This window comes from Burkholderia sp. YHN3-13, assembly GCF_055810675.1.
Genome location: NZ_JBVVNQ010000009.1, coordinates 138,465 through 151,688 on the forward strand (window position 1 = coordinate 138,465; position 13,224 = coordinate 151,688).

Annotated in this window: 12 protein-coding genes; 7 read left to right on the top strand and 5 right to left on the bottom strand. The window is 68.8% G+C overall.

Going from position 1 to position 13,224, the window contains the following annotated elements:
• Positions 1 to 2: 2 nt before the first annotated feature.
• From AC0KUR_RS21085 to pdxR, 3 genes are all read right to left on the bottom strand, one after another.
• Complete coding sequence (locus AC0KUR_RS21085; protein WP_473376382.1) at positions 3 to 422, bottom strand: cupin domain-containing protein; 420 nt, start codon at positions 420 to 422, stop codon at positions 3 to 5.
• A gap of 10 nt (positions 423 to 432) precedes the next feature.
• Positions 433 to 870: a carboxymuconolactone decarboxylase family protein gene (locus AC0KUR_RS21090; RefSeq protein ID WP_049032701.1), complete on the bottom strand. Its 438-nt coding sequence runs from the start codon at positions 868 to 870 to the stop codon at positions 433 to 435.
• A gap of 95 nt (positions 871 to 965) precedes the next feature.
• On the bottom strand, positions 966 to 2,450 hold the full coding sequence (gene pdxR / locus AC0KUR_RS21095; protein WP_059556472.1) for a MocR-like pyridoxine biosynthesis transcription factor PdxR: 1,485 nt from the start codon (positions 2,448 to 2,450) through the stop codon (positions 966 to 968).
• Between the two features lie 164 nt (positions 2,451 to 2,614).
• Between pdxR and AC0KUR_RS21100 the strand changes: the two genes are divergently transcribed.
• Both AC0KUR_RS21100 and AC0KUR_RS21105 read left to right on the top strand, forming a co-directional pair.
• A complete protein-coding gene (locus tag AC0KUR_RS21100) occupies positions 2,615 to 3,532 on the top strand; it encodes a LysR family transcriptional regulator (protein WP_034191502.1) in 918 nt (305 codons plus the stop codon).
• A gap of 121 nt (positions 3,533 to 3,653) precedes the next feature.
• On the top strand, positions 3,654 to 4,403 hold the full coding sequence (locus tag AC0KUR_RS21105; protein WP_059556704.1) for an SDR family oxidoreductase: 750 nt from the start codon (positions 3,654 to 3,656) through the stop codon (positions 4,401 to 4,403).
• Between the two features lie 90 nt (positions 4,404 to 4,493).
• Here AC0KUR_RS21105 and AC0KUR_RS21110 read toward each other — a convergent pair whose 3' ends face one another.
• Both AC0KUR_RS21110 and AC0KUR_RS21115 read right to left on the bottom strand, forming a co-directional pair.
• Positions 4,494 to 6,116 carry a glycoside hydrolase family 32 protein gene (locus tag AC0KUR_RS21110; protein WP_059556474.1) on the bottom strand — a complete coding sequence of 541 codons (1,623 nt, stop codon included), beginning with the start codon at positions 6,114 to 6,116 and terminating at the stop codon, positions 4,494 to 4,496.
• Between the two features lie 163 nt (positions 6,117 to 6,279).
• Positions 6,280 to 7,863 carry a glycoside hydrolase family 68 protein gene (locus AC0KUR_RS21115; protein ID WP_473376383.1) on the bottom strand — a complete coding sequence of 528 codons (1,584 nt, stop codon included), beginning with the start codon at positions 7,861 to 7,863 and terminating at the stop codon, positions 6,280 to 6,282.
• Between the two features lie 187 nt (positions 7,864 to 8,050).
• On the opposite strand from AC0KUR_RS21115, the gene AC0KUR_RS21120 reads away from it, so the two are divergent.
• From AC0KUR_RS21120 to AC0KUR_RS21140, 5 genes are all read left to right on the top strand, one after another.
• Positions 8,051 to 9,064, top strand: a complete 1,014-nt coding sequence (locus AC0KUR_RS21120) for a substrate-binding domain-containing protein (RefSeq protein WP_473376384.1) — start codon at positions 8,051 to 8,053, stop codon at positions 9,062 to 9,064.
• 413 nt (positions 9,065 to 9,477) lie between these two features.
• The gene (locus tag AC0KUR_RS21125) at positions 9,478 to 10,164 is read left to right on the top strand and encodes a type 1 glutamine amidotransferase domain-containing protein (RefSeq protein ID WP_034191498.1); all 687 of its coding nucleotides are present in this window, start codon (positions 9,478 to 9,480) and stop codon (positions 10,162 to 10,164) included.
• A gap of 141 nt (positions 10,165 to 10,305) precedes the next feature.
• Positions 10,306 to 11,415, top strand: coding sequence for an NADH:flavin oxidoreductase/NADH oxidase (locus AC0KUR_RS21130; protein WP_124608385.1), 1,110 nt, complete (start codon positions 10,306 to 10,308; stop codon positions 11,413 to 11,415).
• Between the two features lie 124 nt (positions 11,416 to 11,539).
• Entirely contained in the window at positions 11,540 to 12,610 is a 1,071-nt protein-coding gene (locus AC0KUR_RS21135; RefSeq protein WP_473376385.1) for an AI-2E family transporter, read from the top strand.
• A gap of 212 nt (positions 12,611 to 12,822) precedes the next feature.
• Entirely contained in the window at positions 12,823 to 13,197 is a 375-nt protein-coding gene (locus AC0KUR_RS21140; protein ID WP_034191495.1) for a hypothetical protein, read from the top strand.
• The last annotated feature ends 27 nt before the right edge of the window (positions 13,198 to 13,224 follow it).

Sequence of the window (13,224 nt, forward strand, 5' to 3'; positions counted from 1 at the left end):
GGTTACCGATCGATCGGCGACTTCAGCGGTTCGTGCTCGCCGGTCAGGCCGAACACGACGAGCTGCGCGGGCTCGGTCGCGCTTGCGTTGCGCGACACCGGGTGGCGCGAGCCGGGTGCCTCGTACCAGCCCTCGCCGGCGCGGTAGCGGCGCAGCGGGCCGTCGTTCACCTGCGACAGCACTTCGCCTTTCGACACGACGGCAAACACCGAGCCGAGGTGCCGGTGTGGGGCGGACGCCTGGCCGGGCGCATAGTCGACGGTCGCGACGACGACGCGCTTGCCGGGCGCTTCGGGCACGGCCTGCTGCATGATCGCATGAACGCTGTCGCCGGCATCGTGCGCGAAGGCGGCGGCCGGCAGCGCGGCGCCGAGCACGAGCGCGGCGCCCAGAACGGTGCGAGGGAGCGGGGAGCGGGTCATTGCCGGTTCCTTACTCGGGCATCTTGCGGAACGCGATCGCGAAGCGGTTCCACGTGTTGATCGTCGCGATCAGCATCGACAGGTCGAACAGTTCCTCGTCGGTGAAGTGCGGCTTGACGGCTTCCCAGACGGCGTCCGGCACGTGGTTGTCGGCCACCAGCGTCAGCGCCTCGGTCCATTCCAGCGCCGCGCGTTCGCGCTCGGTGAAGAACGGCGTTTCGCGCCACACGACGACGGTCGCGAGACGGCGGTCGGTTTCGCCGCCCTTGCGCGCGTCGGTCGTGTGCATGTCGACACAGAATGCACAGCCGTTGATCTGCGACGCGCGCAGGCGGACGAGTTCGGCGAGCGGCTTCTCGATCGAGCTCTTCGCGATGAAGTCCTCGGCGTTGCGCATCACCTTGATGGCGTTCGGGCTGGCGGTATAGAAGTTCAGGCGCGGTTGCATGGCAGGTCCTTTTCGGTGGGTGGCGCCGGGGCGGCGCGACAGGACCCACTTTACGAAACCGACTGGCCTGCTTGAATAGCCAATTCCGTGGAAATTCAGGTAACCAGTGATGGTCCGCCGGCCCCGCCCGCGCCGAGCAGCCCGGCCAGTTTCGCGAGCGCCGTGTCGATGCGCAGCGCGTCGATCCCGCCATAGCCGAACAGCAGCCCCGCGCGCACCGGCACGCCGACGTGAAACGCCGAGATTCCGTACAGGCCGATGTCCTGCGCACGCGCCGCGCGGACCAGTGCCGCTTCATCGAGGCCCGGCTTAAGGTGCGCGGCGAGGTGGATGCCGGCGGTCGGCACGATCGCGTCGAACCACGGCGCGAGTTCGCCGCGCAGATGCGCGATCAGCATCTTGCGTCGCGCGTCGTAGTGCTTCTGCACGCGCTTCAGGTGCCGGGCGAAATCGCCTTCGAGCATGAAGCGCGCGAGCGCCGCCTGCGTCAGCGTGCAGGTGTGCCAGTCGACGATCTGCTTCGCCTTGGCCAGCGCGCCGCGCAGCGCGCGCGGCGGAATCGCGTAGCCGATCCGCAGTTCGGGAAAGATCGTCTTCGAGAACGTGCCGACGTACGCGACGAGGCCCGTGCGGTCGAGGCTCTTCAGCGATTCGACCGGCCGGCCCTCGAAGCGGAATTCGCCGTCGTAGTCGTCCTCGATGATCACCGCGCGGCGGCGCTGCGCCCATTCGAGCAGCGCGATGCGCCGTTCCAGCGTCATCGGCATCCCGAGCGGGAACTGGTGCGACGGCGTCACGTAGACGAGCCGGGCTTCGTCGGGCAGGCGGCCGGTGACGAGGCCGTGCGCGTCGACCGGTACGCCGATCACGGTCGCGCCGAGCGATGCGAACGCGGCGCGCGCGGGCGGATAACCGGGATCCTCGACCGCGACCACGTCGCCAGGCCGCACGACGACACGCGCGAGCAGGTCGAGCGCCTGTTGCGCGCCGTGCGTGACGAGCACGTCGTCCCAGCCGCACGCGACCGCGCGGCTGAACGCGACGTAGCGCGCGATCGCGCCGCGCAGCTGCGGGTCTCCGGCCGGGTCGTGATACTGGCCGCGGCCGCGTGCCTGCTGGCGCAGCGCATGATGCAGGCAGCGCCGCCATGCGTCGAACGGGAACAGCGTCTTGTCGGTCACGCCGCCGCGGAAGTCGAAGCCCGGCGCATCCTGCGGCGCGGGCATCGCGAGCGCGTCGGGCAGGTCGTTCCACAGCGCGCGGGCGTCGACCGCATCGACACGCGGCGTGGCGTCGACGATCGACGGCGCCGGCATCGCCGCCGCGTGCGGCACGCGCGCGAGGCCGTCCGCGACGAACGTGCCGTCGCCCGCGCGCGTAGTCAGGTAGCCCTCGGCGACGAGGCGCTCGAACGCGTCGAGCGTCGTCTTGCGCGACACGCCGAGCTGTTTCGCGAGATCGCGCGTCGACGGCAGCCGCGCGCCGCCTTCGAGGCGCCCGTCGACGATCGCCGTGCGCAGCTGCCGGAAGATCTGCCCCGTCAGGTCGTGACGGCCTTCGATGCGGATCGCGATGTCCATCGCAGTGGTTACCTCGATCGTGACGATTCAATGCCGATCAGGATACCGGAAGTCGGCGGACGGATCGGCAGCGTGCCGGTGCGAGCGCCCCCCGCATCGCGCGATTGGACCGCAGGCCGCCGCTGCCTTACGATCCACGACACCCTTACCCCTGGAGCGACCTCATGCTGTCCGAAGACGAACTGGCGCTGCTCGACGCGATCCGTGCCACCGGCAGCCTGTCGCGTGCGGCCGCGCGGCTCGGCAAGGCGCCGTCGACGGTGTCGCACGCGGCGCGCCAGCTCGAAACGCGGTTCGACGCGCTGCTGTTCGACCGGCGCGGCTACCGGCTGCAGCTCACGCCGGCCGGACAGGTGCTGGCCGACGAGGCGGCACGGCTGGCGCTGGACGTCGCGCGGCTCACGCAGCGCGTCCGGCAGATCGCGAGCGGCTGGGAGGACCGGCTGTGGATCGTCAGCGACGAGGTGCTGGAGTTCGACACGCTGCTGCCGGTCGTCCGCGCGTTCGACGCGCTCGATTCCGGCGTGTCGCTGCGCTTCACGCACGAAGTGCTCGGCGGCACCTGGGAAGCGTTGCGCGACGGCCGCGCGGACCTGGTGGTCGGCGCGACCAACGAGCCGCCGGCGATTCCCGGCTTCAAATGGTTCGAGCTCGGCGCGATGGAATGGGTGTTCGCGGTGTCGCCGCGCCATCCGCTGGCCGCCGCGGGCGGCGTGCTGACGCGCGACGCGATCGGCGCACATCGCGCGGTCGTCGTCGCCGATTCGTCGCGGCGCGCGGCCGGCCGTGCGTACGGGCTGCTCGGCGGCCAGCCCGTGCTCGCGGTGCCGTCGATGCGCGCGAAGATCCTCGCGCAGCGCGACGCGCTCGGGGTCGGCTGGGTGCCGCGCCGGCGTGTCACGTCGCTGCTTGCGCGCGGCGAACTGGTCGAGAAACAGACGGCCGATCCGCGCGAGCCGAACCTGCTGTACGTGGCGTGGCATGGCGAACGCGACGGCCGCGCGCTGCAATGGTGGCTCGAGCAACTGCGCGAGCCGCGCCTTGCGCAGCGGCTGCTCGACGGGATCGACGTCGTCGGCTGAAGCGGCCGCCCAAACATGTTCGATGTTTTCGAACATGTTCGTCGCGCCCGTCGTACGGCAAGGCCGCACGCCGGGCGCATCCTGTGTTCACGGTCAACTCACCGGTTCACAGGAGAACATCATGCAACGCTTCGAAGGAAAAACGGTCCTCGTCACGGGCGGCAACAGCGGCATCGGCCTGGCGGCCGCCAAGGCATTCGCGGCCGAAGGCGCGCGGGTCATCATCACCGGGCGCGACGCCCAGACGCTGGAAGCCGCCCGGCAATCGCTCGGCGAAGGCGCGCTGGCGATCCGCAACGAGGCCGGCAGCGTCGCGTCGGCGCGCGCGCTGGCCGACGCGATCGCGACGGCGGGCGCCCGGCTCGACGCCGTGTTCATCAACGCGGGCGTCGCGAAGCTCGCGCCGTTCGCCGACAGCGACGAGGCCATGTGGGACCTCGTGTTCAACACCAACGTGAAGGGCGCGTATTTCCAGATCCAGTCGCTGGTGCCGCTGCTGAACCGCGGCGCGTCGATCGTGATCAACGGTTCGATCAACGCGCACATCGGGATGCCCGGCTCGTCGGTGTACGCGGCGAGCAAGGCGGCCGTCAATTCGTTCGCGAAGACGCTGTCGACGGAACTGTTGCCGCACGGCGTGCGCGTGAACGTCGTCAGCCCGGGACCGGTGCAGACGCCGCTGTACGGCAAGCTCGGGCTCGATGCGGCGACGCTCGACGAGACGGCCGACAAGATCAAGGGCCTCGTCCCGGTCGGTCGTTTCGGTACGCCGGAAGAAATCGCGTCGACGGTGCTGCACCTGAGCGCGGCGGAATCGGCGTTCATCGTCGGCGCGGAAATCATCGCGTCGGGCGGGATGGGCCTGCTCTGATCCGCGACACCGACGAAGGCCGTTCGCCGGGCGCCGCGGCGCCCGGGCGGACGGCCCCGCCACGCGCGGGACGGAGCAGGCGAACCGCGCCTAGCGGGCGGCGCAGGCGCCGGCTTCGAGCTGCGTCACCGTGAGCCCGGAGAATGTCGCGCGGCCGTGCTCGGCGAACACGGCGACGCGGTCCGCATCGAGCGGCGGAAAGACCAGGTCGGTCAGCGCCACGCGGCCGCCGTTCGCGAACACTTCGACCGAGCCGCGATCGACGACGATCTCGAGCCGCACTTGGCCGCGCTCGAGCGGCAGGTCCACGATGTGTTCGCGGCTGAACTTGTCGGCGAAATGCGTTTCGCCCGAGCGGGAACGGTCGAGCGTCAGCGTGCGTTTCGCCGTGTCGTAGACGATCCGGGTGCCGGTCGACCCGTCTGCGGAACCCCGGACGATCAGGCCGGCGCGCGCCGCTTGCCGCGGCGCCATCGTCACCGTGATGCGCTGGACCACGCCGCGCGTCGCGGCCGGCAGCACGCGCGTCGCAGAGTCGACCGTGAGGTCGCCTGCGTGCACGACGGGCCGGCTGTCCGCCCACGCATCGAATGCGGCCGCCGGCGTGACGAAGAGCGTCGGTTCGCCGTCGATCGTCTTCAGCGACAGTTCGCGCGGCAGGGTGGTCGCGCCGCGCCACGGCGCAGTCGGCGCTTTCGCCGCGTAATCCCAGTTGCTCATCCACGCGATCGCGACGGGCCGCGCGCCGGGCGCGCCCGAGAACGTGCCGGCCGCGTAGAAGTCCGCGCCGTGATCGACCCAGCGGAATTGCGCGGGATCGGAGCCGGCGGGCGCAATGTGGTCGGGCACGAACGTGCGGCCGTCGAAATCGCCGACGAAATACATCGCCCCGGAACCGCCCGCGATCGACCACGGGTTGACGTTGACGATCATGACCCACCTGATGCGTTGCGGATCGTCGTCGAGCGGCAGCGGCACGAGGTCCGGCATTTCCCACAGCGCGCCGTCGTGCGGCACGCCCGGCCGCGTGAAGTCGCTCAGGAAATTCCAGTGGATCAGGTCGTCGGAGCGATAGAGCTTCACGACGTGCGCGTCGGCGACGACCGTCGTCATCAGCCAGTAGCCGCCCGGCGCATACCACGACACTTTCGGGTCGCGAAATTCCTTCGATTCCGGATCGAGCGTGAGCACCGGGTTGTGCGCATACGGCTGCCAGGTCGTGCCTTGGTCGAGGCTGTACGCGAGCGACTGGGCCTGGACGCCCGGTGCGTGACCCGAGCCGGGCTTGTAGACGCTCGTATACAGCGCGACGAGCGGCGTGCGGCCCGGTTTGCCGAGACCGGACGTGTTCAGCGTGTCGGCGACGATCGAGCCGGAGAAGATTTCCTCCGATGCGTTCGCGCGCATCGCGACCGGCTCTTCGCGCCAGTGGACGAGATCGGTGCTCGTCGCATGGCCCCACGACATGTTGCCCCAGTCGTTGCCGAGCGGATTGTATTGATAGAACAGGTGATAACGACCGTTGTCGTAGACGAGCCCGTTCGGATCGTTCATCCAGTTGCGCTGCGGCGTGTAGTGAAGCGCGGGCCGCCATTGCGGCGTGCCCTGGCCGGCCGGTGCGTCGCACGGGGCGGCGGCGACCTGCGAGCACGCCAGGCAGGCGAGCAGCAACCGGGCGATCCGGAAGGTAAGGCGGAAAGACGTCGAATTCATGCGCGGTACCGTGCTTCGTCGGGCGAAGCGGGCAAGGGGCGCATGCCGCGTTCGACGGCGGCACGCGCGTGTGTTCGAAAAAAAAGGGAGGCGCACACGCGACACGCGCGATATGCGCCTCCTCGACCCCGGGCTTTACCGGCTTTCTTTATGGTTGGTTATCCTAATTGACCTGGCTGCTGCCGTCGTTGTGGCCGGCCCCGGTTGCCGGCAGGTTCGCGGGGATGTCGCCGTAGCCGCCGAGCCCGCCGCTTCCGTAGGCGCGGTCGACCGCCGTCGACGTGCCGTTGATGCGCACTTTCACCGTCGGCGCGAGCGTGCCGCCGCGGCGCGGGCCGATCGCATCGATGAACGACTCGACGAGCCCGCCCGGCATCACGTAGTGCGAATACGACTGGAATTCGCGCGGGTTCTGGTTCGGATCCTGCGAATACGGCGCACCGGCCGGCGCGGAGAAGTCGGTCGGGTTGCCGAGCACGAGCCCGCTGCCGCCGTTCAGCGGCAGGAAGTCGCTGCGGATCCCGTTGCCGACGAAGCCGTACACGCCGTCCGGGCCGTCGACGCCGGCCGCCATCGTCGTGCGGTGACTGATCGTGAACAGGTAGTACTTGCCGTCCTTCAGGTAGATCTGCGGCCGCTCGGTCTGGTCGTCGACGCAGTTCGCCGACAGGATAGGCGGCAGGAACTTCCACTCGGTCAGTTGCGGGTTCGTGGCGATCGCGAGGCCGACATTGGCCTTTTGATACACTGCGCCCGAATTCATCACCGCGTTGAGATCCTCCTTGTACGGATCGTTCGCCGCGTAGCCCAGGTCGGCGTCGGTACAGGTGCGTGCGCCGCGCGGGCCGCCCGTGTTGCCTTCGAAGACCATGTAGGTCTTGCCCGGATGCGCGGGGTCGGTGAACACGAACGGATCGCGGAACGAGAAGTAGGTGTTCTGCTGGCCGGTCTGGTAGTACTTGCCGTCCGGCTCCAGCAGCGCCTTGTGATCGTCGAAGCCGCTGAACCACACGTGCTTGTCGTCGGCATGGATGTGGCCGTCGGTGCGCGTGATGATCGCCTGCGGCGGCGTGATGTCGGCGCCGCCGGGCGCCGAGCGGTTGAACGACGTCGCGGTGTAGTAGAGGCTGACGTTGTCGCCGTGCGTGAGGCGAGCCGAGCCCGACCATTCGGCGTTGTTGGTCATCGGCGCGGTGCCGAACACCCTGGCGCTTGCGCCGTCCGGGAACAAGTGGCCGCCCCAGGTCCAGCCGCCGTTCGCGGGGCGCTGCGACGCGGGGATGCCCGCGCGGCGGTAGAAGAAGCTGATGCGCGCATGGACGTGACGGTCGTCGAACGTGTAGCCCGCGTGCGGATCGGCGGTGAGCGAAAAGATCACCTCCCAGCCCTTGTAGCTGAGCTGGTTGGCGCGCAGGTCGGCCAGCGGCCAGGTGTCCCACACCCACACGTTCGAGTTGATCAGCGGGAAATCCTGCGGGATGTCCGGCATCGTCAGCGCTTGCGGCAGCGAGTTCCGGTCGGCGCCGGCGGTGTGCGATTGCGCGACGATCTGGCGGATGTCCGCGCGCGTCCAGCGCATCGTGAAGTTGCCTTCGGGATCGTAGGCTTGCTGGGAGTGAGGCGTGGGCATGGGCGCGCCCGTGCCGCCGGACTGCGCGTGCGCGACGGACGCGAAGGCGGCGAGTGCGCCGCCAGCGAGCAGCAAACGCCGGGTCGTCGCCGGGCGGAAAAAGGGAAAGTATGTCATCTCGTCGTCGTTTCCTGGGAAGGTGAAAGTGAACGGCTGAGTGGGCATCGATGTCCAAACCGGTTTGGATGCTATTTCAAACCGGTTTGGACGTCAAAAGATAATTATTTGACGGTAATCACTACCGACAGGAAACAATTGCCGCCAATCGGCATGCCGTGCGGCGCATGAAGGGCGAGGAACGACGGTGAAGGTGAATCTGAAGGCGCTATCGGATGCGCTCGGGCTGTCGCGCACGACGGTCAGCCGCGCGTTGAACGGTTACGACGACGTCAGCGAGGCAACCCGCGAACGCGTCGCGCGGGCGGCGCGGGAAATGGGCTACGTGGCCGATCCGACCGCGCGCCGGCTGGCGACCGGTCGAGCGGACATGATCGGAATCGTTTATCCGTTCGGTGCGGGCGATCTTGGCGATCCGCGTTTCGGCGAGGTCGTCGCGGGCATGACCGAGCGGCTCGCCGAGCGCAATCTCGATTTCATCATCGCGTCCGCGCGACCGAACGCGGAGCTGGAGACCTATCGGCGGATCGTCGACGGCAAACTGGTCGACGGGCTGATCGTCGCGCGCACGCTCGTCGACGATCCGCGCATCGCGTACCTGCAATCGAGCGCGTTTCCGTACGTCGCGTACGGCCGCACGCAGGCGACCGAACCGTACGCGTGGTTCGATTTCGACAACGAGGCCGGCGCGCGCGATGCGGTGCGCAGGCTGATCGCCTTCGGGCATCGGCGCATCGCGATGATCAGCGCGCCGCTGGTGCTGAATTTCGCCGCACAGCGGCGCGCCGGTTTTCTGTCGGCGTTGCGCGAAGCGGGCATCGAACCCGATCCGGCGCTGCTCGTCGAGTGCCCGTTCACGCACGATGGCGGGTGGCAGGCCATGCGGGCATTGCTCGCGCGAGACGAGCGGCCGACGGCGCTGCTCGTCGACAACAACATCGCGGGCGGCGGCGCGTTCCGTGTGCTCGCGGACAGCGGGTTGCGCCTGGGCGCGGACATGTCGCTGATCGTTTATGACGGCGTGCCGCCGGACATCACGCATCCGTATCGCGTGACGGCCGTCGTGCAGCCGACCGGGCATGCGTCGGGGCGCGCGCTGGCGGAACTCATGCTGCGGCTGCTGGGCGACGGCGTGCACGAGCATCGGCTCGAGGCGCCGGTCATCGAGGCCGGCGACACCGACGGCCCGGTGCGCGGCTAGCCGGCGCGGGAACGGTGCGGGGCGCGATCGGCCCCGCGCGCGTTGCCGGGCCGGGTCCGGCATCGGGCGTGATGGAAAGGCCATGACGGCGGCAGGGGTGAATGCCCGTTTTTCTAGACGACCGGTCTAATCCGGCCTATCATCCGTCCTCATGAATGCGACGACGTATTCGGGCGTGGACGACACGGACGCGAAAATGCCATTTCGTGCTGCGATGCTGTCCATGCGGCGAGACGCCGTCGTTTTATTTGGCCCATTTCTAGACGACTGGTCTAATAGAGGCGTGGTATTCGGCGCGATCGATCGCACGATGACGCGCCAGCGCTGACTAACCGACAGGCGTACCGCGCCGACCGGCCATCGCCGGTTGCGCGGCCCTGTTCCCCCGTTCATTTTCGAAGGAGTGTCCGATCATGAAGATTCTGGTTGTCCTGACCTCGCACGACACGCTCGGCGACACCGGCAAGAAGACCGGCTTCTGGCTCGAGGAACTGGCCGCGCCGTACTACGCGTTCAAGGATGCGGGCGTCGAACTGACGCTCGCATCGCCGAAGGGCGGCCAACCGCCGCTCGACCCGAAAAGCAGCGATCCGTCCGCGCAGACCGACGCCACGCGCCGCTTCGACGCCGATGCGGCAGCCAAGGCGCAGCTCGCGTCGACGCACAAGCTGACCGACGTGTCGGTGGACGACTACGACGCCGTGTTCTACCCGGGCGGCCACGGCCCGCTGTGGGATCTCGCCGAGGATCTGCATTCGATCGGCCTGATCGAGCACGCGCTCGCCGCCGGCAAGCCGGTCGCGGCCGTCTGCCACGCGCCGGGCGTGCTGCGCCACGTGAAGAACCCGCAGACCGGCGAATCGGTGGTGCGCGGCAAGCGCGCGACGGGTTTCACCAACAGCGAGGAAGCGGCCGTCGGGCTGACGGAAGTCGTGCCGTTCCTCGTCGAGGACATGCTGAAGACCAACGGCGCGGAATTCGAGCGCAGCGCCGACTGGGCGCCGCACGTCGTCACCGACGGGCTGCTGATCACGGGGCAGAACCCCGCGTCGTCGGCGCCCGCTGCCGAGGCATTGCTCGCCAAGCTCGGCCGCCGCTGACCGCATGGCGCCGGCCGGCCCGGCGCCGTTCCCGTTTCGTCGCCGGGCACGGCCGGCCCGCCGACGGCCCGTATCGTTCCGCCGTGCGCATCGCGCGGCGCGTTCCCTGTCGTTTTGCAGAACCAAGCAAAGGAGTCGTGGATGTCTGCCCTGTTCGAACCGTTCAAACTCAAGGATGTCACGCTGCGCAACCGTATCGCGGTGCCGCCGATGTGCCAGTACGTCGCCGAAGACGGCGTCGTCAACGACTGGCATCACGTGCATCTGGCCGGCATCGCGCGCGGCGGCGCGGGTCTCGTGATCGCGGAGGCGACGGCCGTGTCGCCGGAAGGGCGCATCACGCCGGGCTGCGCGGGGCTGTGGAACGATGCGCAGGCCGAAGCGTTCGCGCCGTCCGTCGCGGCGATCAAGGCGGCTGGCTCGGTACCCGGCATCCAGATCGCGCATGCGGGCCGCAAGGCGAGCGCGAACCGTCCGTGGGAAGGCGACGACCATATCGCCGACGGCGATCCGCGCGGCTGGCAGACCATCGCACCGTCGGCCGTGCCGTTCGGCGCGCACCTGCCGAAAGTGCCGCGTGAAATGACGCACGACGATATCGCCCGCGTGCAGGCCGATTTCGTCGCATCGGCGAAGCGTGCGCGCGATCTCGGCTTCGAGTGGCTCGAACTGCACTTCGCGCACGGTTACCTGGGCCAGAGCTTCTTCTCGGTGCATTCGAACCACCGTACCGACGAATATGGCGGCTCGGCGGAGAATCGCGGCCGCTTCCTCGTCGACACGCTCGCGGCCGTGCGCAAGGTCTGGCCCGAGCACCTGCCGTTGACCGCGCGCCTTGGCGTGATCGAATACGACGGCCGTGACGAAGAGACGCTCGCCGAGTCGATCGCGCTCACGCAGCGGATGAAGCGGGAAGGGCTCGACATGCTGAGCGTGTCGGTCGGCTTCTCGACACCCGCCGCGCAGATTCCATGGGGCCCGGCGTTCCTCGCGCCGATCGCCGAGCGCGTGCGCCGCGAGGTCGGGCTGCCGGTGTCGTCCGCATGGGGGATCGACACGCCGCAACTGGCGAACCGCGTGGTGGCCGACGCGCAGCTCGATCTCGTGATGGTCGGCCGCGCGCATCTGGCCGATCCGCACTGGCCGTACTACGCGGCCAAGCAGCTCGGCGTCGAGCGTCCGTCGTGGACGCTGCCCGCGCCATACGCGCACTGGCTCGAGCGTTACCGGATCGCCGACAAGGCGGCCTGAGCCGCCTTCACGACACGGCGCGCGCATATTGCGCGTCGCCGATCCGGCGCCGATGGATAGAATGGCGGTTCATGCAGGCCGGTTGCCTGCGCGAACCGCCATTTTTCATTTCGACAGAGGTGCCATGGGCGCACATGTCCCGTCGTCTCCCGATTCCGCCGCACGGCCGCGCGCGCAGCAGATTGCCCGCGTCCTGCTGTATGCGGCGCTGCTGGTGCTCGCGCTGTGGATCATCCGCGACTTCATTCCCGCCATCGCATGGGCCTGCGTGATCGCCATCGCGATGTGGCCGCTGCTCAAACGCTTCGAATCGCATCGGCTGTTCCGTGACCGGCCTACGCTGATCGCGACCGTCATCACGGCCGCGATCTCGTTGCTCGTCGTGCTGCCGGTCGCTGTCGCGACCATCCAGGCGATCGGGCAGGCGCACGACCTGCGCGAGTGGTTGAAGTCGGTCCAGGACAGCGGCATTCCGTTGCCGGACGTCGTCAGCCGGCTGCCTTACGGCTCGGCGCAGATCACCGAATGGTGGCAGGCCAATCTCGGCCATCCGCTGCATGCGGCCAGCGCGATGCACGGCGTCAGCAGCGAGAAATTCCTCGCGTACGGGCGGCAGTTCGGCACGAAGGTCGCGCATGTGCTGCTCGAATTCGGCTTCATGCTCGTCACGCTGTTCGTGATCCTGCGCGCGGGCCACAAGCTGTCGGGCGCATTGCTGCAGGGCGCGCGGCGCGCGTTCGGGCACAACGGCGCGGAACTGATCGACCGAATGGTCAAGGCCGTGTACGGCACCGTGACGGGGCTCGTCGTCGTCGGGCTCGGCGAGGGTGCGCTGCTCGGCATCGCGTATGCGTTGGCCGGCGTCCCGCACGCGGCGCTGCTCGGCCTCGTCACGGCGATTGCCGCGATGCTGCCGTTCTGCGCGCCGATCGTGTTCTGCGGCGCGGCGCTCTGGTTGTTCGTGCAGGGTGCGACGGTGTGGGCCGTCGTGGTGGCCGTGCTCGGTTTCGTCGTCGTGTTCGTCGCCGAGCATTTCGTGCGGCCGGTGCTGATCGGCGGCTCGACGCGGCTGCCGTTCCTGCTGGTGCTGTTCGGCATCCTCGGCGGCGCCGAGACGTTCGGCCTGATCGGGCTGTTCGTCGGCCCCGCGCTGATGACGGTGCTGACGATGCTGTGGGCCGAGTGGATCGCGTGACGATGCGCGACGTTGTGCCGATTTGACGCATCGGCGCGGCGGGTTCGATGCGCGTACAAGCATGCGCGGGCCGCAACGACCGGGCTTGCGCGCGGGCATGACCTGCAGGGGTTCGTATAAAGATCTCTACATTTCTTTTCGATCCGGACCCAAAGGTCGAGTAGCATGGGGCTTTCGATCACGCCGGCATGGCGCAGCAGATTTTCCCAAGCATGCGATTGATTCCGATGTCCCGTCCCGCAGCGATGCTGTCTCTGGCCGCAGGCTGCCTGATGTTGCACGGTTGCGCCTGGTTCGACGCGTGGCTGCCGTTCTCGTATTCGCGCACGCCGCTCGCGCGGGCCGCGTCGCGGCACGGCGCGACGCGCGCCGATGTCGTCCGCGCGGCCGGCAACCCGCGCAGCGTCTGGATGGTCCGCAACGGCAGCGGCGTCTGCTACAACTACTTCATCGAGCACGGCAACGATCACCGGACGTACTTCGTCGTGTTCGACAAGGCCGGCGTCGTCACGCAGTACGGCTTCGACACCTGCATGGACGCCGATCGCAAGGGCGCGCTCCAGCCGGGCAAGGCCGCTTCGCGCTAGTGCGCGGCGGCCCGCGGGCGCCGGCCG